The sequence below is a fragment of the Stenotrophomonas sp. Steno-Z1 genome (genome assembly GCF_056393175.1).
Genome location: NZ_JBWJPB010000002.1, coordinates 475,660 through 497,625 on the forward strand (window position 1 = coordinate 475,660; position 21,966 = coordinate 497,625).

The window sequence follows — 21,966 nt, forward strand, 5'->3', positions numbered from 1 at the left end:
TCGATACACCGGTAGAGCCGACCGTTGGTCGGCTGCGCGCGATGGGGATGTGCAGGCGGTTGGCGCTGAAGAGCAGCCGACCAACGGTCGGCTCTACGGTCGCGGCCACGCGCTGGCGATGGTGCAGAACGGCTTGGCGTTCTGCTCGGTGTCGTACACCGCGCTGTTCGCTTCGTCGGCATCCCAGCCCAAGTCCGCGGCGGTGACCGCGCGTAAGAGCACGGCCTCGCCATAGACCGTGGTCGGCTGCGCGCGATGATCGATACGCCGGTAGAGCCGACCGTTGGTCGGCTGCGCGAGATGATCGATATACCCGTAGAGCCGACCGTTGGTCGGCTGAGCGCGATGGGGAGTGTGCAGGCGGTTGGCGTTGACGAGCAGCCGACCAACGGTCGGCTCTACGGTCGCGGCCACGCGTTGGCGATGGTGCAGAACAACTTGGCGGTCTGCTCGGTGTCGTAGACGGCGCTGTGCGCCTCGTCGGCATCCCAGCCCAGGCCTGCGGCGGTGGCCGCGCGTGCCAGCACGGTCTGGCCGTAGGCGATGCCGGCCATGGTCACCGTGTCGAATACGCTGAAGGGGTGGAACGGGTTGCGCTTGTGGCCCACCCGGTTGACCGCGGCATTGACGAAACCCAGGTCGAAGTGCGCGTTGTGGCCGACCAGGATCGCGCGCTGGCAGCCGTACTTCTTCACCGCTGCCCGGACCGGGGCGAAGATGTGGTCCAGCGCGTCCTTCTCGGACTTGGCCAGGCGGAACGGGTGGTCCAGGATGATCCCGGTGATCTCCAGGGACTTCGGATCGATCTCCAGGCCTTCGGCCGGGATCACGTGCGCGCTGGCGGTCTGGCCGGGGTAGAGCAGGCCGTTGTCGTCCATTTCGATCGGCACCGCGGCGATTTCCAGCAGCGCGTTGCGGTTGCAGTCGAAGCCACCGGTCTCCACGTCGATCACCACCGGCAGGAAGCCCCGGAAGCGGGTTGCCATCAAACGCTGGGCGAGGGAGGGCGAAACAGTGGCGTCCGCGGCGGTCGCGGCGGGCTGGGGGAGGTCTTCGGTCATCGCGGCAGTCTACCAGAGCAGCTTGAACGGGCCGTTTCAGGGCCGGCTGCGTGTCAGCAACCGGCCGACTGTTCGGCGCCGATCACGCCAGCGGCAAGCAGTTGCGCCAGGAGCGCGCGACCGTCCGGTTCCAGATCCTGCAGGGCCAGGCCATGCTGGTCTGCCAGCTGCTGCAGGTGCTCGGCGCCGCTGCGGGGTGGGGCGGTGTCCATCTGCTCCAGCAGTTGCCAGGCCAGCGCGCTCAACTGGGAGAACACGACGGTGCCGTCCGGCGCGCGGCGTGCGAGCAGGAAGGTGGGATGCACGGGCGCGAGAGCCGGCTGGCAAGCGCGGCCCAGCTGCGGCACGGGCCAGCGGTAGGCCAGCGGCCAGGCCAGCGACGCGCGTCGCAGCCGGGTCGACCACGGATCCATGCCCGGCTCCGGCGCCGGCAACGGTGACGCATCCAGGCCCTGCAAGGCCTGTTCGACCCATTCGTAATGCGCCAGTTCGGCAAGAAACGGCCGGGGCAGATCGTCCGCCGCCTGCAGCCAGGCGACGAACTCGGCCGCCACCTCGGTGAACAGCGGTGAGGCGCAGCGGTGCGTGACGAAATAGCGTCGGCACAGCGCCGCCCATTCGTCGTCGTCCAGCACCTGCAGCAGCACCGGGAAGCTGCCGGCCAACAGCGCCTGCAGGGTGTTGAACAGCAGGTCGCGATAGACCTGCAGGCGTGTCTCGTCCAGCCCGGCCGGGGCCGCCTGGTGCTGCGGATCGCGCAGGTGCGCGGTCAGGGCCCACTGCTGCGCGCGCAGGGTGTCGCTCATGCCGCCACCTCACCTGCGCTGCGGTCGAGGATGCGCCGGACCTGGTGCAGTTCCTGGCGCAGCTCTGCATAGGGCGGGATATTGAAATCGCGTTCGAGCAAGGTCGGGCGCGGCCCGAAACGGGCGCAGGCGTCGCGCAACAGGGCCCAGACCGGATCGGTCACCGGGCTGCCATGGGTATCGATCTTCAGGTCGGCCGCCGCATCGAAGTGGCCGGCCACGTGCATGCACACCACGCGCTCGGCGGGCAGGCCGGCAAGGTAGGCGCTGGCATCGAAGCCATGGTTGGTGGCGTTGACGTAGACGTTGTTGACGTCCAGAAGCAGGTCGCAGTCGGCCTCGGCCAGCACCGCGCGGGTGAAGTCCAGCTCGCTCATCGCCGCGTGCGGGGTGAGGTAGGTCGATACGTTTTCCACCGCGATCCGGCGCCCGAGGCGGTCCTGCACCTGGGCGATGCGGTGGGCGGTGTGGCGCACGGCTTCCTCGGTGAACGGCAGTGGCAGCAGGTCGTAGAGGTGGCCGTCGTCGCTGCAGTAACTGAGGTGTTCGCTGTACAGCACCGCCTGGTGCCGGCGCAGGAAGCGGTCTACCTGGTCGAGGAAATCCATGTCCAGCGGTGCGCTGCCGCCGAGCGACAGCGACAGCCCATGGCAGGTGAGGGGATAGCGTGCGCCGAGTGCCTGCAGGCGCTCGGCCCAGATGCCCCCCAGGCCGATCCAGTTTTCCGGCGCGCATTCGAGGAAGTCGATGTCGCCGGCCGGTGCACGGTCCAGGTCATCGAGCAGCGCGCGGCGCAGCCCCAGCCCCACCGCCGCCGCGGGCAGCGACGCTGGGCCAAGGGCGGCGGGTTCAGCGCTGGGATCAGTGCCTGGCACCGCACTTGCCTTCGCCGCACTTGCCTTCGGCCCCCTTCCTGTCGCCCGCCTTGGGCGCCGGGGCGGGTGTGGTCTTGCCCTTGTCGGCCCCGCACGCGCCTTCGCCACATTTGCCCTCGGCGCCCTTGCCGGCCGCCGCCGTGGTCGTGCCGGCGCCGCACTTGCCTTCCCCGCATTTGCCCTCGGCCGCCTTGTCGGCCGTCTTCGGCGCGGCCTGCGTGGCCAAGGCATAGCCCTGCACCAGATCGGTCATCGACAGCGCCGATGCGGTCGCGCTCATGCCAAGGCTGCCGGCCAACGTGGCGCAGGTCAGCAGGCCGATGCGGGGGCGGGTCTTGTTCATGCAGGGAATCCTTGGAAGGGCACGGGGCCGGAGAGAGGCCTGCGGAGCATGCCGGATTGGCGGCGCGTGGGGAACATCCGGGCGGTCCCCAAACGAAAGAAGCGCCGGTTGCCCGGCGCTCCTGGAGATCACACCAACGGCCCGGGCTCAGCGCCCGTTGAGCACCACGTCGGCGATCAACCCAGTGGCGGCGGCGATCAGCACGTAGCGGCCATCGACATGGCGCCATTGCTGGCCACGGCCAGGCGCGCGCAGGCCGTGGCGCTTGTAGTCGCGCACGTAGTCGCCGCGATGGTCGCGCTGCAGGTGGCCACCGCGACGGGGCGGCTCGTGCCGGTCGTGGCCGCGCGAGTTGGCGTGGTTGCGGTCCTGTTGCCCGTGGCGGTCGCGGTTGTCGCGATCGGGTTGGTGGTCAGGGCCGGCAAAGGCCGATCCGCTGGCGAGAAGGGTCAACGACAAGGTGGCGGCGAGCAGGCGTTTCATGGGGGAGATCCTTCCGGGAGCGGTGGGTTTCAACCGCAGCTCCAGACTCGGATTTTCTGCATGAACAGGTAATTAAAAAGGCCGATACGCGGGTATCGGCCTGTAACGACGTGTATCGGGCGGGGCGAACGGCTTACAACTGTTCGCCACTGGTTTCGTCGGCCTTCGCGCGCGGCGGCAGCACCTGCTCGCCGTGCACCAGGAACCACACGTTCTCGGCGATGTTGGTGGCATGGTCGCCCACGCGCTCCAGGTTCTTGGCCATGAACAGCAGGTGCGTGCACGGGGTGATGTTGCGCGGGTCTTCCATCATGTAGGTCAGCAGCTCGCGGAACAGCGCGGTGTACTGCGCGTCCAGGCGCGCGTCGTCATCGCGCAGGGCCAGGGCGGCGGCGGCGTCGTTGTCGCGGTAGGCCTGGATGGCGCGGCGAACCTGCTCGGCGGCCAGCCGGCCAAGCGAGCGCAGGCCTTCGATCTGCGGCAGCGGCGGCACCTTGCTCAGCGCGATCGAACGCTTGGCCACGTTGGCGGCGTAGTCGCCGATGCGTTCGATGTCGGCCGGGATGCGCAGGCCGGCGAGGATCTCGCGCAGGTCGCGGGCCATCGGGCCACGCAGCGCCAGGCGCATCACGTCGTGGCTGATCTGCTGTTCCAGCGCGTCGATCGCTTCATCGTTGGCGATGATGCGATGGGCGGCGTGGTCGTCGCGCTTTTCGATGACGTCCATGGACGCCTCGAGCTGGGCGACGGCCATCTCGCCCATGCGCACGATCTCGGCCACCAGGCGCTGCTGCTCTTCGTCGTAGCTTTTGACGATGTGGTCGTTGGGAATGCTCATGCGGTTCTATCCAGAGGTTCGTGGGCGGGCCGGAATCAGCCGAAGCGGCCGGTGATGTAGTCTTCGGTCTGCTGCTTGTTGGGCTGCGAGAAGATCACTTCGGTGCGGTCGTGTTCGATCAGGTCGCCCAGGTACATGAAGGCGGTGTAGTCGGACACACGCGCGGCCTGCTGCATGTTGTGGGTGACGATGACGATGGTGTAATCGTGCTTGAGCTCTTCGACCAGTTGCTCGATGCGGCTGGTGGAGATCGGGTCCAGCGCCGAGGTCGGTTCGTCCAGCAGCAGGACGTCCGGGCGCAGGGCCACGGCGCGGGCGATGCACAGACGCTGCTGCTGGCCACCGGACAGGCCCAGCGCGCTCTGGTTGAGCTTGTCCTTCACTTCGTCCCACAGCGCGCCCTGGCGCAGCGCCTGTTCGACGCGCACGGTCATGTCGGCCTTGGACAGCTTTTCGTGGTGGCGGATGCCGTAGGCGACGTTCTCGAAGATGGTCATCGGGAACGGCACCGGCTTCTGGAACACCATGCCGACCTTGCTGCGCAGGCGGTTCATCGGGTACTTCGGCGAGAGGATGTTCTCCCCGTCCAGCAGCACTTCGCCGCGCGCTTCCAGCTTGGGGTACAGCGCGTAGATGCGGTTGAAGATGCGCAGCAGGGTGGACTTGCCGCAGCCGGACGGGCCGATCAGCGCGGTGACGCGCTTCTCGGGGATTTCCAGCTCGATGTTCTTCAGGGCGTGGAATTTGTCGTAGTAGAAGTCCAGCCCGCGCGCGGCCAGCTTGATCGGCGCCGGGGTCTGCAGGCTTTCATGCGAGGCCGGGACCACGATGCGCTGCATCGGCACGGCGTTGGAGAGGTCGTTCATGGCGAGGTCCGCGGAAAGGTCAGTCATGTGAGATACGGTTGCGCAGCAGGATGCCGCGCGCGGAGAGGCTGACCAGCAGGACGAACACGGTCAGCACCAGCGCACCGGCCCAGGCCAGCGTCTGCCAGGATTCATACGGGCTGCCGGCGAACTGGTTCATCACCACCGGCACCGAGGCCATCGGCTGGAACACGTTGCTGTTCCAGTACTGGTTGCCGAAGGCGGTGAACAGCAGCGGGGCGGTCTCGCCGGAGATGCGGGCCAGCGCCAGCAGGATGCCGGTGACGATGCCGGCGGCGGCACTGCGGTACAGCACCTGCACGGTCACTTTCCACTGCGGGATGCCCAGCGACAGCGCCGCTTCGCGCATCTGCGAGGGCACCAGGCGCAGCATCTCATCGGTGGTGCGCACCACCACCGGCAGCACGATGAAGGCCAGCGACAGCGCACCGGCGAAGGCCGAGAACTGCCCGCCGGTCTGCATCACGTACAGGGTGTAGACGAACAGACCCAGCACGATGGAGGGCGCCGACAGCAGGATGTCGTTGACGAAACGGACCACCGTGCCGGCCTTGCGGAAGTTGCCGTACTCGGCCAGCCAGGTGCCGGCGAGCACGCCGAGCGGGGTGCCGATCGCGATCGCCAGGCCACACATCACGGCACTGCCGAAGAACGCATTGGCCAGGCCGCCGTCCTGCATCGGCGGCGGTGTCATCTTGGTGAACAGGTCCAGGTTGATCCCGGCCAGGCCCTTGGAGGCCAGCGTCCACAGAATCCAGCCGAGGAAGAACAGGCCGAACAGGGCGGTCAGGCAGGACAACAGCAGCGCGACCACGTTGACGATGCGGCGGCGCAGGTACAGCGGCTGGGAAGCGGTGTTGACGACGGCGGACATCAGTTGCCCTCCTTGCGGGACAGACGCATCAGCATCAGGCGGGCGATCGCCAGTACGACGAAGGTGACGATGAACAGGACGAAGCCGAGCAGCAGCAGCGCCGAGCGGTAGGTTTCGGTGGCTTCGCCGAAGTCATTGGCGATCAGCGCGGCGATGGTGGTGCCGGGCTCCAGCAGCGACGGCGACAGGCGCACGCTGTTGCCGATCACGAAGGCCACCGCCATGGTTTCGCCGAGCGCGCGGCCCAGGCCGAGGAAGATGCCGCCGATCACCGCCGAGCGGGTGTAGGGCAGCACGATGTCCCAGCTGACTTCCCACTTGGTGGAGCCCAGCGCATACGCCGATTCCTTCAGGCGGGTCGGCACGGTGAGGAACACTTCGCGCATCACCGAGGAGATGAAGGGGATGACCATGATCGCCAGCACGAAGCCGGCGGTGAGCACGCCGATGCCCAGCGGCGGGCCCTGGAACAGCGGGCCGATGATCGGCCACTCGCCCAGGGTTTCGTTGAGCGTGGGCGTGACGTACTCGGTCATCACCGGGACCAGCACGAACAGGCCCCACATGCCGTAGATGATCGAGGGGATGCCAGCCAGCAGTTCGATCGCGGTACCGATCGGCCCGCGCAACCAGCGCGGCGCCACCTCGGTGAGGAAGAAGGCGATGCCGAAGCTCACCGGTACGGCGATGACCATCGCGATCAACGCGGTGACCAGGGTGCCGTAGATCGGGGCGAGGGCGCCGAATTTGTTCTCGACCGGATTCCATTCGGAGGAGTAGAAGAAGCTCAGGCCCTGTTCCTGCAGGGCATGGCGACCGCCCCACAGCATCGAGAGCGCAGCGCAGGCCAGGGCGGCCAGCACCAGGATGACGGTGGCGATCAGCACCCAACGGAACAGCTTGTCGTTGCGGGCATCGCGCAGGTCGCGGGTGGACGGTGCGGGGACTGGCTGGGCAATGGCATTCATGGCAAAGGCTGGGGCCCAAAATGAGGTGAGGTAGTGCCAGGCCGGGCCTGGCAGAACGGTGGCATGGTGCGAAGCAGCGGACCCGCGCAGTGCGCGGGTCCGCTCTGGATCACTTGAATTCAGCGGTCCAGTACGCCTCGATCTGGGTCACCAGTTCAGCCGGCAGCGGCACGTAGTGCAGTTCGTTGGCCTGCTTCTGGCCGTTTTCGAAGGCCCACTTGAAGAACGCCAGGGTGTCCTTGCTGCGCTGCGCATCCTTGGGCTGCTTGTGCATCAGCATGAAGTTGGTGGCGGTGATCGGCCACGCCTGGTCGCCCGGGGCATTGGTGATGACCAGGTTGAAGTCCTTGGCGCTGGCCCAGTCGGCGCTGGCGGCCGCGGCGGCGAAGGTCTCGGCGGTCGGCTGGACCCAGTTGCCGGCGGCGTTCTGCATGGAGGCGTAGGGCATGCCGTTCTGCAGGGCGTAGGCCAGTTCGACGTAGCCGATCGAGCCCTTGATCTGCTTCACGTAGGAGGCCACGCCTTCGTTGCCCTTGCCGCCGACGCCGTCGGGCCACTGCACCGAGGTGCCTTCGCCGACCTTGCTCTTCCAGTCCGGGCTGACCTTGGACAGGTAGTTGGAGAAGTTGAAGGTGGTGCCCGAGCCATCCGAACGGTGGACCAGGGTGATCTTGCCGTCGGGCAGCTTCACGCCCGGGTTGGCGGCGACGATGGCCGGGTCGTTCCAGGTCTTGACCTTGCCCAGGAAGATGTCGGCCAGCAGCGCGCCGCTCAGGCGCAGCTTGCCGGCGTCGAGGCCTTCGATGTTGACGACCGGGACGACGCCGCCGATGGCGGACGGGAACTGCCCGAGGCCGGCCTGGGCGAGTTCTTCGCTGCTCAGCGGCTTGTCGGTGGAGCCGAAGTCGACGGTGCCGGCCTTGATCTGGGCGATGCCGCCGCCGGAGCCGATGGACTGGTAGTTGATCTTGGCGCCGGTGGCGGTGTTGTAGTCGGCCGACCACTTGGACACCAGCGGGAAGATGAAGGACGCGCCGGCGCCGGAGATTTCGGCGGTGAGCTTGTCGCCGGCGGCCGGGGCCGCGGCGGGAGCATCGGTGGCCGGCGCGCTGGCCTGGCCTTCGGCGCCCGGCTTGCAGGCGGAAAGGCCCAGCGCGATGGCCAGGGAAAGGGCGGTCAAGCCAGCCGTGTGCAGTTTCATGCGTCACTCCGTAGCGGGATAGGGGCCGGTCTCTCCGGCGACGCTGCTATGAAATGATGTTTTTGTTACAGCCGTATGACGGTGTGACCGGGGGCACGTGGAGGGCTTGTGGGGCGTGGGTTTCCCGAAAATTCCAAAGCGGAACGCATGAAGCGCGGGGTGCAGGGTGCGCCTTGGCTGGGCGGGGGTGTGGGGTGTGGGGGGGGCACGCGGCAACTACGTGCTGGGTTGGCCCTTGGGACTTGGGGTTGCCCAAAATCCTGGAGCGGGAAGCGGGAAGCGGGAAGCGGGAAGCGGCGGGTGCAGGGTGCGGCTTGGGTGGGCGGGGGTGTGTGGGTTCGCGGGACACGCTGCAAGTACATCCTTGTAAGCTCGCGTACGCCATCCATGGCGTACGACGGTCCCGCGAACCCACACACCCCCGCCCCAGACAGTGGGCCGGTGGCCATGGGTACACCAACATCCACAGCCAACAACCACTACCAACAACCACACGGTCACTGACGTCGGAGCGGGCGCATTCCCAAACACGTCACTTGCATGAGGCAGCGCGTCTGCTCCCCTGTGAGAACCGGAAAACTGTCGGGGGCGGGTGGGGGTGGGTAGCCGGGGCCCTCCATCGCATGGATGCGATGGTGGAGCTTGCATGGACGTACTTGCAGCGTGACCCGACTACCCACCCCCACCCGCGCAGCCTCCGGAGCCAACACAGCAAGACGTTTTCTGCTCGGCTCTGCTTGGCTCTGCTCTGCGCTTTCCGTTTTTAAAAGAAAAGAACCACAAAAAGAAAAGGCGCGGATCTTTCGATCCGCGCCCGGCGGCGGCAGGGGGAGAGAGGACCTGCCGCCGCCATTGCCTCGTTGTTACCCGCCCTGCGTACCGACCCGCGGTCGGCACCTGCAAGGGGTACTCAGTACTTCAGGTTCTGCGACCAGTAGGTCTCGATCTGCTTGACCAGGGTGTCCGGCAGCGGTACGTAGTCCAGCTGCTTGGCCTGGGCGTCGCCGCTCTTGTAGATCCAGCGGAAGAAGTCCTGGGTGGCCTTGGCGTTGGCGACGTTCTTGGGCTGCTTGCGCACCAGGATGAAGTTGGTGGCGGTGATCGGCCATGCGTCGGCGCCCGGGGCGTTGGTCATGACCAGATAGAAGTCCTTCGCGCTGGCCCAGTCGGCGCTGGCGGCCGCGGCGGCGAACGAGGTATCGCTCGGCAGCACCACCTTGCCCGACGCGTTCTTCATCGCCGCGTAGGACATCTTGTTCTGCAGTGCGTAGGACAGTTCGACGTAGCCGATGCCGCCCTTGATCTGCTTCACGTAGGCGGCCACGCCTTCGTTGCCCTTGCCACCGATGCCGACCGGCCACTGCACCGAGGTACCTTCACCGACCTTGCTCTTCCACTCCGGGTTGACCTTGGAGAGGTAGTTGACGAAGTTGAAGGTGGTGCCCGAACCGTCCGAGCGGTGCACCACGGTGATCTTGCCGTCGGACAGCTTCACGCCCGGGTTCAGCGCGGCAATCGCCGGGTCGTTCCAGGTCTTGATCTTGCCCAGGAAGATGTTGCCCAGGGTCGGGCCATCCAGCTTCAGCGCACCCGGGGCGATGCCGGCCACGTTGATCACCGGCACCACGCCGCCGATCACCGACGGGAACTGGGCCAGGCCGGCCGCCGCCAGTTCTTCCGGCTTCAGCGGGGCATCGGAGGAGCCGAAATCAACGGTCGCCGCCTTGATCTGGGCGATGCCGCCGCCGGAACCGATCGACTGGTAGTTGACCTTCTTGCCGGTCGCGGTGCTGTAGTCGGCCGACCACTTGGACATGACCGGGTAGATGAACGAGGCGCCCGCGCCGGTCACATCGGCGGCGTTGGCGGCGAACACGGACGACGCGGCGAGGACGGCAACGGCGGCGCGCGACTTGAAGGCGTGGATCACGGGGTGGCTCCTGGGATGGATGACGGTGCGGGGTGTCCCGCCCGGCGCTCATTCCATAACCATTCGATGACAGTGCAGCGACTGTCATATGACGGCCTGGTTACATGCATCCCGGGGTGCCGGTCACAGCGGCTGCAGGGCCGCCGGAACCGTGTACTGGCGACCGTCATAGCGCAGCACGCGGCGCTCGCCTTCCACCGGCGTGTCCTGGTCGTGACAGTCTTCGCCGTCCATCCAGCTGCGCGTGCTGACCCGGCGTTCGCGCAGGACCAGGTCGGCCAGGCCGTTCCTTGCCTGGGGGCCGACCGCCACGGTGCGTGACACCTCGGTGGACTCACCGGCGCAGCGCGTGTCCCATTCGGCCTGGAACCGCCGCACGACGATCGGTGCGCCGAGCACGCGCAGCGCGCCTGCCTGCAGTGCCAGCAGCTGCAGCTGCTCTTCGCTGAAGGGATTGGGGCCGGAACCATTGCGTCGCTGCACGCGCAGCCCGAAGGCGAGCGTGCCGGGCGCGAGCTGGTAGCGCGCGGTATCCAGCTGCATGCCGTCGAAGAAGATCGCATCGCTGTCCAACGCACCGGGCAGCACCGTCCACGCGCGCGGTGCCAGCGTGTCGCTGTCGATCACCATGACCTCCACATCGCCATCGCGAGAATCGTTGTCGCCGCCATCGCGCCACACCGGTGTTGCCAGCAGGGTCAGCTCGGGGCGCGCCGGCCATCGACGGCAGACGCTGGCGGCGGTGTCGCGGCTGTAGCCGGAGCGATCAGGCAGCACGTGGTCCGCCCGCCCCACGTACGCCTCCTCCGCCGCCGCCCGGGCGTCGTGGCAGTCCTGCGCGTGGGCGGGCAGGGCAGCGCCGCACGCGGCGGCCAGCAACAGCGACAGGGCGATACGCATCGGATTCCATCCATGGGCAGGGGCGCCCAGCATACCCGCGCATTCCGCGGCGGTAGAGCCACCCCACGGGTGGCTGCACGGGGTGCCGGACAGGTAGAGCCACCCCGTGGGTGGCTGCACGCGGTGCCGGAGCGGAACGTAGCCACCCATGGGGTGGCTCTACAGGGGCACAAAAAAGGGCGCAGCCCAAGCTGCGCCCTTTCTGTCACACCTTTGCCGCAACGCTTACCAGAAGAACTGCAGGCGCGCTTCGAGGATGTTCGGGTCGTCGTTGACGAAGGTGCGGGCGGTGGAGCTGTACTTCTTGCTGTCCACCATCACGTAGTTCAGGGCGAACTTGGTGTTGGAGCGCCAGTAGTAGTTCACGCCCACGGTCCAGATGTCCATCTTGCCGCCCAGCACGCCATCGACGATCGGCGGGCGACCGGCGACCGGGTTGGCCGCCAGGTTGCCGTCGTTGAGGTCCATGTGGTCGTAGCGCGCGCCCAGCTGCCACATGCCACGGCCCGGCTCGTCCGGCAGGCCGGTGGTCGGGGTGCCGCCCTTGTAGCCCCAGGTCTCGCCGCTGATGTTCCACAGGCCGCTGACGTAGTAGCCGTCGCTGCTGTAGTTGTCGTGCGCGTAGCGCTTGGCCTTGCTGGTGTAGTACTCGGCCTGGGCCTTGAACGGGCCGCCGATGTACATCGCTTCGGCGCCGATCGTGCTGACGCGGTCGGTGTCGACCAGGTTGCCGCTGTCGACCAGGCGTGCGGTGGCCAGGTCGGCATTGGGACGGGCGCGCACGCGCAGGGTGTCCGCGTCGGTGTCGTAGTCGACATAGCTCAGGCCGAAGTGGAGGACCTGGCCCTTGTCGTTGATCGGTGCCCAGGTGCCACGCGCGCCATAGCCGCTGCCGTGGGCCAGGTTGCGGGTCAGCTCGCGACCGAAGGCGCTGGCGGTGACCGACCAGTTGTTGTCGCCGATGCTGTAGGCGCCGCCGAGGCGACGGGCCACCGCGTAGGTGTTGGTGACCGCGGCCTTGGAGATGAAGTCGTTGTTCTTGGTGCTGGACAGTTCTTCCAGGCTGTTGGGCTGCTTGAACTGGCCGAACTGCACGAAGTGGTTGGCGTTGCCGGCCAGCTTGTACTTCAGGTTGGTGTCCAGGAACTTGTCGGCCTTGGCGTCATAGCCGACCACCCACTCGATGTTGCCCGGGCCCTTGCCCTTGAGCACCAGCTCGGCGCGGCGCAGTTCGAACTCGCTGTCCTTGCCGTTGCCGGCATCGCCGCCGTTGAGGTCGGTCAGGTCGTTGTCGAACCAGTTGCCGTCAGCCTGGACCAGGCCTTCGAAGGTGATCTCCGAGCCGCCGATCACGTCGATGGCCACTTCGGCGTGTGCAGCCGGGACGAACAGCGCAGCCGCAACGGCCGCAGTCAGGAGTTGGCGATGCAGTTTCATGGAGAGCCTTGCAGGCAGGTGGGAAGTTGCTGCGCAGGCTAGTTAGTGAAGATTGCGTAAATATGACAGTTTCGGACAAACCGACGGCCGGCCGGGGCCCAGCCACGTCAGGGCCCGCCATTGATGCCCGACGCAGATGACGGCCGGGTTGCGCGGATGTGGCAGTCGCGACCGCGCCTCAGGCGGCGGTTTTCTGCTTGAACCGGCACAGGTCGTGGATCACGCATTGCGGGCAGTCCGGCTTGCGCGCCTTGCACACATAACGCCCGTGCAGGATCAGCCAATGATGGGCATCGAGCAGGAACTCGGCCGGGATCACCTTCACCAGCAGGTCCTCCACCGCGCGCACGTCCTTGCCCGGGGCCAGCCCGGTGCGGTTGGAGACGCGGAAGATGTGGGTGTCCACGGCCATCACCGGCTCGCCGAACGCGGTATTGAGCACCACGTTGGCGGTCTTGCGCCCGACCCCGGGCAACGCTTCCAGCGCGGCGCGGTCGCGCGGCACCTCGCCACCGTGCTGCTGCACCAGCAGCGCGCAGGCGGCGATCACGTTCTTGGCCTTGGCGTTGTACAGGCCGATGGTGGCGATGTATTTCTTCAGGCCGTCCTCGCCCAGGTCGAGGATCGCCTGCGGCGTGTTGGCCACCGGGAACAGTTTGCGCGTGGCCTTGTTGACGCCCACGTCGGTGGCCTGCGCCGACAGCGTGACGGCGACCAGCAGTTCGAACGGCGAGCTGTACTCCAGTTCGGTCTTCGGGTGCGGGTTGAGTTCGCGCAGGCGCGTGAACATTTCGACCACGTCGGCCCGGGGCATGCGCGCGCTGCGCGGCGCAGGCTTGGCCGGCGCGGATGTCTTCACGGTACTCATCAAGGGGTTTTTCCGGCGGCCTTGGCTTTGGCGCGCGCCAGGATCGCGGCGGCGGCGGGCGGCAGGGCGGGTTTCAATGCAGGGGTGGGCGCGGGAGGCGCACGCCGCGCGTCCCGTTCGGCGGCGCGACGCGCCAGCCGCTGGCTGCGCTGGCGGTAGCGTTCGCGCGCGGCCCAGGCGCGTTGCAATTGTTGCTGGGCATGCAACAGGCGCGCCGGCAGGTCGGGGTGTCCGGGCAGCAGGTCGACGTCACCGGGCTGCGGCACGTAGTCCATCAGCCCGGCGTCGAGCGCGGCGTCGAGGTCGTCTTCAAGCACCAGGTGCAGCAGGCGCACGGGCAGGGCGGGATCGGCGTGCGGCATGGTTCAGCGGTTCTGGAACACCGGCGGGCGCCGGGCAAGGAACGCCGCGGTGCCTTCGCGCATGTCTTCGGTGGCGAACATCAGACCGAACTGCGCGCTCTCGTACTCCAGCCCTTCGCCCAGCGCGCACTCGCCGCCGACGTGGATCGCGTCAAGAATGCCGCGCAGCGCCAGCGGCGCGGCCGTGGCCAATTGCGACGCCAGTGCGGCCACGCGTGCGTCCAGTGCCTCCACGCCCACCACTTCATTGACGATGCCCAGCTGCAGGGCGCGTGCGGCGTTGATCGGGCTGCCCAGCAGGCACAGTTCCAGCGCGGCGGCGCGGCCACACAGGCGCAGCAGGCGCTGGCTGCCGCCGAAGCCGGGGATCAATCCCAGATTGATCTCCGGCTGGCCCACTTTGGCCGTGTCCGCGGCGATGCGCAGGTGGCAGGCCATGGCCAGTTCCAGGCCGCCGCCCAGCGCAAAACCGTTGATCCGGGCCAGTACCGGCTTGGGCATGCGTTCGATGCGGCGCATCAGCTGCTGGCCCAGCAGGGAGAAGTCACGTCCCTGAACCGGGCTCAATCCGTTCATTTCAGCGATGTCGGCGCCGGCGACGAAGGCCTTCGGCCCGGCCCCGGTCAGCACCACCACGCGCACGCCCGGGTCGGTGGCGGCGCCTGCAAACGCGGCGTCCAGGGCCTCCAGGGTGGCGCGGTTGAGCGCGTTGAGCTTGTCCGGGCGGTTCACGGTGACGGTGCGGACCGCGCCGTCGTCGGCGATCTGGACCGGGGCGGGGGCGATGGGGGCGTCGACCACGGCGGGGCTCCTGAAAAACGTTAAAAAAAAGTGATGTTGAACTCTTGAAACGAAGTCAGGTCAGAGCCTGCGTCGTTAGTGGCGGTTCAACGTTGCGGCGGCTATCCTAACCCGTCGCCTCAGGGCGGCCCAACGCGTCCTGAGTTACCACCCCTGGAGAAAAGTTTGATGAAGTTGCGTTCTATCGCGGTCGCCGTCGCGGCCCTGGCCCTGACGGGCAATGCCTTCGCCCAGGACACCTCGTCCGAAAAGGGCAAGCTGAGCTATTACTTCGGTTACGACTACGGTAACAACCTGGCTGAACTCACCTCGCGTGGCGAGCAGCTGGACATCAACTCGGTGGTGAAGGGCCTGCAGGATGCCTACGCCAAGAAGCAGCCGTCGATCACGGCTGAGCAGTTGAAGCCGGCCGTCGAAGCCTTCCAGAAGCGTGAGCAGGGTCGTGCCCAGGCCGCCAAGGCCGAGTACGAAAAGGCTGCCGCTGAAAACAAGACCAAGAGCACCCAGTTCCTGACCGCCAACAAGGCCAAGGCCGGCGTTCAGGCGCTGCCGAGCGGCGTGCAGTACCGCGTGATCGAAGCCGGCAAGGGCGCCAAGCCGACCCAGGCCAGCACCGTGCAGCTGGAAGTCGCCGGCCCGTACCCGTATGGCACCCGTCCGACCGATGCGCGCCCGGCGCAGCAGATTCCGTCGATCAAGGTCAGCGAAGTCGAAATGAAGGCCATGCGCGAAGTGCTGCTGCAGATGCCGGCGGGTTCGAAGTGGGAAGTCACCCTGCCGCCGGAACAGGCTTACGGTGCCGACCCGCGCACCCCGTTCCCGCCGAACGTGGCCGTGCAGTTCGAAATCAAGCTGATCAGCGTCAAGTAAGCAACAGCGGTCAACCAGAACGCGCCGGTAGTTTCTACCGGCGCGTTTTTTGTTTCCGGCATCGACCGCCGTCGCCGCATCCGCCCGCCAATCGCGCTACTGTTGCCCGGTGAATCCCACGGAACGTCCCACCCATGCGATACCCACGCCCTGCATCGGCCTCTGCGCACTGGACCGCGCCGGATACTGCGCGGGCTGCCTGCGCAGCGTGGATGAAATCACCCGCTGGTCAACCATGAGTCGACACGAACAGAACCACCTCATGCAGCACGCGCTGCCGCTGCGCGAGCAGTTGCGGCAGGCACTGCATGGCTCGCCGGTGGAGCACGAACGCCTGCTGCGCGCGCTGCACCCGCTCGATCAACCGCCTGCTGGCGATGGCTGGAACCGCAGCGAACTGAGCGACCTGCTGCCCCCGGGGCCACCGGTCGAGGCGGCGGTATTGGCCGGCATCGTGCCGCGCGCCAGTGGCGCGCAGGTGATCCTGACCCGGCGCACCGAAACCCTGCGCCAGCACGGTGGCCAGGTCGGTTTTCCCGGCGGACGTACCGAGCCGGACGACCGCGATGCGGTGGCCGCGGCGCTGCGCGAAAGCCAGGAAGAAATCGCGTTGTCGCCCGGGCAGGTGCAGGTGCTGGGGTACCTGGATCCGTTCGTGACCATCACCGGTTACCGGGTGATGCCGGTGGTGGCGGTGATCGATCCTGCGTTCGTGGCGGTACCGCAACCGGAAGAGGTGGCCGACGTGTTCGAAGTGCCGCTGGCCTATCTGATGGAGCCGGCCAACCTGCACCAGATCGAGATCAACCACCGCGGCCGCGTCCGCCACGTCCTCGAATACGGCTGGCCCGGCCAGCGCATCTGGGGCGCGACCGCCGCCATCCTCTACAACCTGCGTCGTCGCCTGGAGCAGACCGAATGAATGCCGCCGTTCCCACCTGGACCACCCTGGTCGATGCGGCCGCGCTTGCGGACGTGCTGGGCCGCGACGGAACCCGGGTCATCGATGCGCGCGCCACCGCCAGCACCGCGGTGCGCGTGGTGGATGCGCGGTCCTCGCTGGCCGATCCCCCATCGGGTGCACAGGCGTATGCGCAGGGGCATCTCCCCGGTGCGTTGCATGCCGACCTCAATGGCGACCTCGCCGACATGGACAAGGTCGGCCACGGCCGCCACCCGCTGCCCGACAGCGACGCATTCGCGGCCACCGTCGGCCGTTGGGGCATAGCGCCGGACACCCAGGTGGTCGTGTACGACGCCGGCGACGGCAGCATGGCCGCCGCGCGGCTGTGGTGGTTGCTGCGCCTGCTGGGGCACACCCGCGTGGCGGTGCTGGATGGCGGGCTGGCGGCATGGACGACGGCAGGGCAGCCGCTCACCCCGGCGCTGCCGGACGTGACGCCGTTGCCGGCCTACCCGGGCCGCTTCGACCAACGCCAGATCGCCTCGGTGGACGAGATCGCCGCACGGCTGAAACACGCCCCCGGCTGGTTGCTGGACGCGCGCGCCGGCGAGCGCTTCCGTGGTGAGGTGGAACCGCTCGACCCGGTGGCCGGGCATGTGCCTGGCGCGGTCAACCGGCCCTTCGCCTTGAACGTGCACGACGGTCGCCTGCGCCCGGCGGCCGAGCTGCGCGCGGCCCTGCAACCGTTGATCGGCGCGCATGATCCGCAGCAGGTGGTGTTGATGTGCGGGTCGGGCGTCACTGCCTGCCACCTGCTGCTGGCGATGGAAGTGGCCGGCCTGCACGGTGCCCGGGTCTACGCTGATTCGTGGAGCGGCTGGGTCGGCGATGCCTCGCGCCCGGTTGCCACCGGCGCCTGATCAGCCGCGCAGTTCCTGCAGCGGTGCCGCCGCCAGGACCCGCGGCCAGGGGAACAACGGTCCGGGATCGCGCTTGCGCGGGACGCGCCGCTCGGGATCGTCGCTGGCCACTTCCTCGCGGGTGTCCAGCCACTCGTGGCCGGCGATGTGGCGCAGGCTTGGCACGGCCTGGCACAGGTGCTGCAGCAGGTCGATCAACGCGGCGATCTGCGCATCGGGGTAGGCCTCGTCCATGGCCTGGTGGCGCGAGTCCAGCCAGTGCGGATAGCGCCCGCGGTTGACCAGCTCGATGCCGATCGAGCGCGGGTTGAACCCACTGACATGGTGGGCCACGCGCTCCAGTGCGACGTACTGCACGATGCTGCCGTCGCGGTCGATGTAGAAATGCCCGCTGTTGCCGCTGCCGCTGGCATACAGCACGCGCTCGCCGTACGCGCGGGCCATCGCCAGGTCGGGCAGTTCGGTGCAGTGGATCACCACGAGGTCGATCTGTTCCGGGGCGCGCGCGAGCAGGCTGTCCTGGTAGGGCAGGGGCTGCTGGGCGATCGGTGGCGGGGTGCGGTCGGGCATGCGCCGAATGCTAGCATTCCGCCATGACTGCCCACATCCAAGCCCGCCCGGTGCACGCATGAGCCGCGGCCACTGCATCCTCTCCCATGGCTTTGAAAGCGGCCCGGACGCCACCAAGGTGACCGCGCTGGCCGAGGTCGCCCAACGCCTGGGCTGGACCCACGAACGCCCCGACTACACCGACCTGGATGCGATGCGCGAGGTCAGCAGCGTCGGCGACGTGCGCGCCCGTCTGCAGCGCCTGCTGGCGCGGGCGGCCGAGGCGGCGGCGGAGGGCCCGGTGGTGCTGGCCGGTTCCAGCCTGGGCGCCTACATCTCGGCCATCGCGTCGCTGCAGGTGCCCACCCGCGGCCTGTTCCTGATGGTGCCGCCCACCAGCATGGGCCCGATGCCGGCGCTGGAGGCCGCCAAGGTACCCACCAGCGTGGTCCACGCCTGGCACGACGAACTGATCCCGGCCGCCCAGGTGATCGCCTGGGCCCAGGCGCGTTCGGCGCGGCTGCTGCTGGTCGATGACGGGCACTGCCTCAACAACCACGTGGCCGCGTCGGCGACCGCGTTCGAGGAACTGCTGCGGTCGCTTTGACCGGGGCGTGAGGGCGCCTGCCCACGGCCGGCATCACCCGCGTCCGGCGCCTGGGACGGCTCGCGTCCGGCGCCGTGCCCGGCCGCATCCCGGCGATTCCGTCCCGGTCACGTACAATGCCCCTCCTGGCGCCTGCGCCAGGCCGCGTGCCGTGCCCGAGGGCACCCCCTTCCGCTGACCTGCGATACCGATTCCGTGAAATTCTTTGTTTCCTGCGCCAAGGGCCTGGAGTACCTGCTCGCCGACGAACTGCTGGCGCTCGGCCTGGACAAGGCCACCGCCACCATCGCCGGCGTCAACGCCGAAGGCGAGCTGCCGCAGGCGCTGCAGGTGGTGTTGTGGTCGCGGCTGGCCAGCCGCGTGCTGTGGCCGCTGGCCGAGTTCGACTGCCCCGACGAAGGCTCGCTGTACCAGGGCGTGTCGGGCATGGCGTGGGAGCAGCACATCAGCCCCGAGCTGACCCTCTCGGTGGACGCGCATGTGTCCGGCACCGAGATCACCCACGCGCGCTTCGCCGCGCAGCGGGTCAAGGACGGCGTGGTCGACAGCCTGCGCTCGCAGGGCCTGGAGCGGCCGTCGGTGAACACCGAGTTCCCCGACGTGCGCATCAACCTGTCGCTGCGCAAGGGCCGGGCCACGATCTCGATCGACCTGGGCGGTGGCCCGATGCATCGCCGTGGCTGGCGCATGGCGCAGAACGATGCGCCGCTGAAGGAAAACCTGGCCGCCGCCGTGTTGCTGCGCGCCAACTGGCCGAAGATCCACCGCGAAGGCGGCGGCCTGCTCGACCCGATGTGCGGCAGCGGCACGCTGCTGATCGAAGGCGCGCTGATGGCCGCCGACGTCGCCCCGGGCCTGCAGCGCCACGGCAGCATCCCGCCGAGCCGCTGGCTGGGCTTTGATCGCGACGCCTGGAACACCCTGCTGGCCGACGCGCGCGCGCGCGAGACGGCCGGCCTGGCCGCGCTCAAGCAGGTGATCCATGGCAGCGACGTGGACCCGCATGCGATCCATGCCGCCAAGCAGAACGCGGAAACCGCCGGGGTCGCGCATGCGATCTGGTTCGGCGTGCGCGACATCGCCGACGTGCAGGTGCCGCCGCAGGAGACCGGCTGCGTCGTCTGCAACCCGCCCTACGATGAGCGCCTGGCCGCCGACGCGGTGCTCTACCGGCGCCTGGGCGACGCGCTCAAGCGAGCGGTGCCGCAGTGGCGTGCCAGCCTGTTGTGCGGCAGTGCCGACCTGGCCTTCGCCACCGGCCTGCGCGCCAACAAGAAGTACCAGCTGTTCAATGGCGCGATCGAGTGCGCGCTGATCGTCTGCGACCCGATCGCGGTGCCGCAGCGCGAGAACGCCGGCCAGCCGCGCGAGCTCAGCGAAGGCGCGCAGATGGTAGCCAACCGCCTGCGCAAGAACATCAAGAAGTTCAAGAACTGGCGCGCCCGCGAGGCCATCACCTGCTATCGCGTCTACGACGCCGACCTGCCCGAGTACGCGGCGGCCATCGACGTGTACGAAGAAGATGCCGGCGCCCGCCGCACCTTCCTGCACGTGCAGGAATATGCCGCGCCGGCGACCATCCCCGACGTGGACGTGCGCCGCCGTCGCAACGAGTTGTTGTCGGCCGCACGCGAGGTGTTCCAGGTCCCGGCCGAGCAGGTTGCGCTGAAGTCGCGCGAACGCGGCAAGGGCGGCAGCAAGTACGGTCGTTTCGAACAGCGCGGCGAGTTCGTGCTGGTCCGCGAGAACGACGCGCTGCTGCGGGTGAACCTGTTCGACTACCTCGATACCGGCCTGTTCCTGGACCATCGCCCGCTGCGCTGGCACATGGCCCAGGAAGCGATCGGCAAGCGCTTCCTCAACCTGTTCTGCTACACCGGCGTGGCCAGCGTGCAGGCCGCGGTGGCCGGCGCGGCATCGACCACCAGCGTAGACCTGTCCGGCACCTACCTGCAGTGGTGCGCCGACAACCTGGCGCTGAACGGCAAGGGCGGCAGCGCCCACCAGTTGATCCAGGCCGATGCACTGGCCTGGCTGGAAGCCGAGCGCCATCGCTTCGACGTGATCTTCTGCGATCCGCCGACCTTCTCCAATTCCGCGCGCGCCGAAGACTTCGACGTGCAGCGCGAACACGTGCGCCTGCTGCGCGCGGCCGTGGCGCGGTTGAGTCCGGAGGGCGTGCTGTACTTCTCCAACAACTTCCGCCGTTTCAAGCTGGACGAAGACGCGATCAGGGAATTCGCCGAGTGCAAGGAGATCTCCGCCGACACCATCGGTGAGGATTTCGAACGCAACCCGCGCATCCATCGCGCCTGGGAACTGCGCCGCTACGGCGCATGACGGACGGGGCCGCCATGGACGATCGCCCCCTCCACGCCGACGGCCTCCTCCTGCGTCCTTTCGAGGAGGCCGATGCCGCCGCGTTCGCGGCGGCGGTGCGCGAGTCGGCCGTGGGCATGCAGCGCTGGATGCCGTGGTCTTCAGCCGATTACAGCGCCGACCAGGCGCTGCAGTGGTTCCAGGCCTGTCGCGATGGCTGGGCGGCAGGCTCGGCCTGCGAGTACGGAATATTCGAGCAGGACACGGCCGCGTTTGTCGGCGGCGCGGGATTGAACAAGATCCAGCATGATCCCCGGTTCTGCAACCTGGGCTACTGGGTGCGGCAGTCGTGCCGTGGCCAGGGCGTGGCGCCCCGCGTTGTCCGGGCACTGGCTGCCCAGGCGTTCGGGCCGCTAGGCCTGCAACGGGTGGAGATCGTGGTGGCGGTGGGCAACCTCGCCAGCGAGCGGGTGGCGGAGAAGGCCGGCGCGTTTCGCGAGGGCGTGGCACGCAATCGACTGGTCATCGACGGTCGTCCTGCCGACGCGCACATGTTTTCACTCGTTCCCTGACAAGCGATCGCGATGCGGCGACGCCCGTGAGGGTGCGGCGGGGGCGCCGCAGGGATCGATCTGAAGGTAGAGCCACGCCATGCGTGGCTGGGTCCCAGCGATGCGTTCTCACCTCCCACAAGCACCGCGTTACACCACCAGCAATTGCCCTGGTGCATGACCCACCGGCCAATGTCCGCGCTCGTACCAGTCAATCACGCGCTGCCAGTGGGGCGGCAGGCCGAGGTGACGTTCGAGGATCCAGTGGCGATAGCCGTACATCGCAGCATTGCGTGCGACGATATGGAAGTCGTGTGGCGCTACCCGCAGGCTGTCGTGTGCATGGGCGGACAGGGCGCGCATCAAGGCGCGATTGAGCTGTCGGCGTGGTTGCAGCAGCTCGACGGGCGTCGCCTGCGGACCATGAAATGGATCCACGTCTTCCAGCGAAGATGGCATCCAGTCGAAGGCACCGTCCTCGATGACTTCCATCGCCTCGGCCAAGGACAATGCGACGCAAACACCCTCTGTTAACGGTATCGGCTGGCCCATGCGCGAGAAATAGGACGTATCCGCGATCCTTTGCAAGTGTCCTGCCATCTCCATCCTTTG

Annotated in this window: 25 protein-coding genes; 6 read left to right on the plus strand and 19 right to left on the minus strand. The window is 67.9% G+C overall.

Translation table 11 applies throughout. The features are described from left to right. Positions 1–93 precede the first annotated feature (93 nt). The 17 genes from AC06FD_RS08860 to AC06FD_RS08940 form a co-directional block, all read right to left on the minus strand. Complete coding sequence (locus AC06FD_RS08860) at positions 94–414, minus strand: hypothetical protein (RefSeq protein WP_478077583.1); 321 nt, start codon at positions 412–414, stop codon at positions 94–96. Further along, positions 399–986 carry a ribonuclease T gene (rnt, locus tag AC06FD_RS08865; protein ID WP_259205016.1) on the minus strand — a complete coding sequence of 196 codons (588 nt, stop codon included), beginning with the start codon at positions 984–986 and terminating at the stop codon, positions 399–401. The genes AC06FD_RS08860 and rnt overlap by 16 nt, the downstream gene beginning before the upstream one ends. 128 nt (positions 987–1,114) lie before the next feature. Beyond that, positions 1,115–1,867 carry an HvfC family RiPP maturation protein gene (locus AC06FD_RS08870; RefSeq protein WP_478077584.1) on the minus strand — a complete coding sequence of 251 codons (753 nt, stop codon included), beginning with the start codon at positions 1,865–1,867 and terminating at the stop codon, positions 1,115–1,117. After that, entirely contained in the window at positions 1,864–2,742 is an 879-nt protein-coding gene (locus AC06FD_RS08875; RefSeq protein WP_478077585.1) for an HvfB family MNIO-type RiPP peptide maturase, read from the minus strand. Before AC06FD_RS08875 ends, AC06FD_RS08870 begins: the two co-directional genes overlap by 4 nt. Continuing rightward, positions 2,729–3,085 carry an HvfA family oxazolone/thioamide-modified RiPP metallophore gene (locus tag AC06FD_RS08880; RefSeq protein WP_478077586.1) on the minus strand — a complete coding sequence of 119 codons (357 nt, stop codon included), beginning with the start codon at positions 3,083–3,085 and terminating at the stop codon, positions 2,729–2,731. Before AC06FD_RS08880 ends, AC06FD_RS08875 begins: the two co-directional genes overlap by 14 nt. A gap of 147 nt (positions 3,086–3,232) precedes the next feature. After that, entirely contained in the window at positions 3,233–3,568 is a 336-nt protein-coding gene (locus tag AC06FD_RS08885; RefSeq protein WP_478077587.1) for an RcnB family protein, read from the minus strand. A gap of 133 nt (positions 3,569–3,701) precedes the next feature. Then, on the minus strand, positions 3,702–4,406 hold the full coding sequence (gene phoU, locus AC06FD_RS08890; protein WP_259204265.1) for a phosphate signaling complex protein PhoU: 705 nt from the start codon (positions 4,404–4,406) through the stop codon (positions 3,702–3,704). A gap of 35 nt (positions 4,407–4,441) precedes the next feature. Further along, positions 4,442–5,272: a phosphate ABC transporter ATP-binding protein PstB gene (pstB, locus tag AC06FD_RS08895; RefSeq protein ID WP_394164915.1), complete on the minus strand. Its 831-nt coding sequence runs from the start codon at positions 5,270–5,272 to the stop codon at positions 4,442–4,444. A gap of 19 nt (positions 5,273–5,291) precedes the next feature. Continuing rightward, positions 5,292–6,167, minus strand: a complete 876-nt coding sequence (pstA, locus tag AC06FD_RS08900; protein WP_259204267.1) for a phosphate ABC transporter permease PstA — start codon at positions 6,165–6,167, stop codon at positions 5,292–5,294. Beyond that, complete coding sequence (gene pstC / locus AC06FD_RS08905; protein WP_259204269.1) at positions 6,167–7,135, minus strand: phosphate ABC transporter permease subunit PstC; 969 nt, start codon at positions 7,133–7,135, stop codon at positions 6,167–6,169. Before pstC ends, pstA begins: the two co-directional genes overlap by 1 nt. A gap of 109 nt (positions 7,136–7,244) precedes the next feature. After that, positions 7,245–8,336: a phosphate ABC transporter substrate-binding protein PstS gene (gene pstS / locus AC06FD_RS08910; RefSeq protein ID WP_449336486.1), complete on the minus strand. Its 1,092-nt coding sequence runs from the start codon at positions 8,334–8,336 to the stop codon at positions 7,245–7,247. 910 nt (positions 8,337–9,246) lie between these two features. Next, positions 9,247–10,266 carry a phosphate ABC transporter substrate-binding protein PstS gene (gene pstS, locus AC06FD_RS08915; RefSeq protein WP_259204272.1) on the minus strand — a complete coding sequence of 340 codons (1,020 nt, stop codon included), beginning with the start codon at positions 10,264–10,266 and terminating at the stop codon, positions 9,247–9,249. A gap of 123 nt (positions 10,267–10,389) precedes the next feature. Beyond that, positions 10,390–11,166, minus strand: a complete 777-nt coding sequence (locus AC06FD_RS08920; RefSeq protein WP_478077588.1) for a PA3715 family protein — start codon at positions 11,164–11,166, stop codon at positions 10,390–10,392. A gap of 225 nt (positions 11,167–11,391) precedes the next feature. Then, complete coding sequence (locus AC06FD_RS08925) at positions 11,392–12,603, minus strand: OprO/OprP family phosphate-selective porin (protein ID WP_259204275.1); 1,212 nt, start codon at positions 12,601–12,603, stop codon at positions 11,392–11,394. Positions 12,604–12,781: 178 nt separating this feature from the next. Next, entirely contained in the window at positions 12,782–13,471 is a 690-nt protein-coding gene (nth, locus tag AC06FD_RS08930) for an endonuclease III (RefSeq protein ID WP_478077589.1), read from the minus strand. After that, positions 13,471–13,833, minus strand: coding sequence for a hypothetical protein (locus tag AC06FD_RS08935; protein ID WP_478077590.1), 363 nt, complete (start codon positions 13,831–13,833; stop codon positions 13,471–13,473). Before AC06FD_RS08935 ends, nth begins: the two co-directional genes overlap by 1 nt. 3 nt (positions 13,834–13,836) lie before the next feature. After that, entirely contained in the window at positions 13,837–14,619 is a 783-nt protein-coding gene (locus tag AC06FD_RS08940; RefSeq protein ID WP_478077775.1) for an enoyl-CoA hydratase/isomerase family protein, read from the minus strand. A gap of 183 nt (positions 14,620–14,802) precedes the next feature. On the opposite strand from AC06FD_RS08940, the gene AC06FD_RS08945 reads away from it, so the two are divergent. From AC06FD_RS08945 to AC06FD_RS08955, 3 genes are all read left to right on the plus strand, one after another. Continuing rightward, positions 14,803–15,504 (plus strand): FKBP-type peptidyl-prolyl cis-trans isomerase N-terminal domain-containing protein, encoded by a 702-nt coding sequence (locus AC06FD_RS08945; protein WP_259204280.1) that lies wholly within the window; start codon positions 14,803–14,805, stop codon positions 15,502–15,504. A gap of 109 nt (positions 15,505–15,613) precedes the next feature. Next, positions 15,614–16,426 (plus strand): CoA pyrophosphatase, encoded by an 813-nt coding sequence (locus tag AC06FD_RS08950; RefSeq protein WP_478077591.1) that lies wholly within the window; start codon positions 15,614–15,616, stop codon positions 16,424–16,426. After that, a complete protein-coding gene (locus tag AC06FD_RS08955; RefSeq protein ID WP_478077592.1) occupies positions 16,423–17,328 on the plus strand; it encodes a sulfurtransferase in 906 nt (301 codons plus the stop codon). Before AC06FD_RS08950 ends, AC06FD_RS08955 begins: the two co-directional genes overlap by 4 nt. On the opposite strand, the gene AC06FD_RS08960 is transcribed toward AC06FD_RS08955, so the two are convergent. After that, entirely contained in the window at positions 17,329–17,898 is a 570-nt protein-coding gene (locus AC06FD_RS08960; protein ID WP_259204282.1) for an N-acetylmuramoyl-L-alanine amidase, read from the minus strand. It abuts the gene before it with no gap. A 58-nt stretch (positions 17,899–17,956) separates the two neighbouring features. Between AC06FD_RS08960 and AC06FD_RS08965 the strand changes: the two genes are divergently transcribed. The 3 genes from AC06FD_RS08965 (at position 17,957) to AC06FD_RS08975 (ending at position 21,375) form a co-directional block, all read left to right on the plus strand. Next, positions 17,957–18,484 (plus strand): hypothetical protein, encoded by a 528-nt coding sequence (locus tag AC06FD_RS08965; RefSeq protein WP_478077593.1) that lies wholly within the window; start codon positions 17,957–17,959, stop codon positions 18,482–18,484. A 195-nt stretch (positions 18,485–18,679) separates the two neighbouring features. Beyond that, complete coding sequence (gene rlmKL, locus AC06FD_RS08970) at positions 18,680–20,824, plus strand: bifunctional 23S rRNA (guanine(2069)-N(7))-methyltransferase RlmK/23S rRNA (guanine(2445)-N(2))-methyltransferase RlmL (protein WP_478047703.1); 2,145 nt, start codon at positions 18,680–18,682, stop codon at positions 20,822–20,824. A 14-nt stretch (positions 20,825–20,838) separates the two neighbouring features. Further along, complete coding sequence (locus AC06FD_RS08975) at positions 20,839–21,375, plus strand: GNAT family N-acetyltransferase (RefSeq protein ID WP_478077594.1); 537 nt, start codon at positions 20,839–20,841, stop codon at positions 21,373–21,375. Positions 21,376–21,504: 129 nt separating this feature from the next. Here AC06FD_RS08975 and AC06FD_RS08980 read toward each other — a convergent pair whose 3' ends face one another. After that, positions 21,505–21,954: a hypothetical protein gene (locus AC06FD_RS08980; RefSeq protein ID WP_449335014.1), complete on the minus strand. Its 450-nt coding sequence runs from the start codon at positions 21,952–21,954 to the stop codon at positions 21,505–21,507. Positions 21,955–21,966 lie beyond the last annotated feature (12 nt).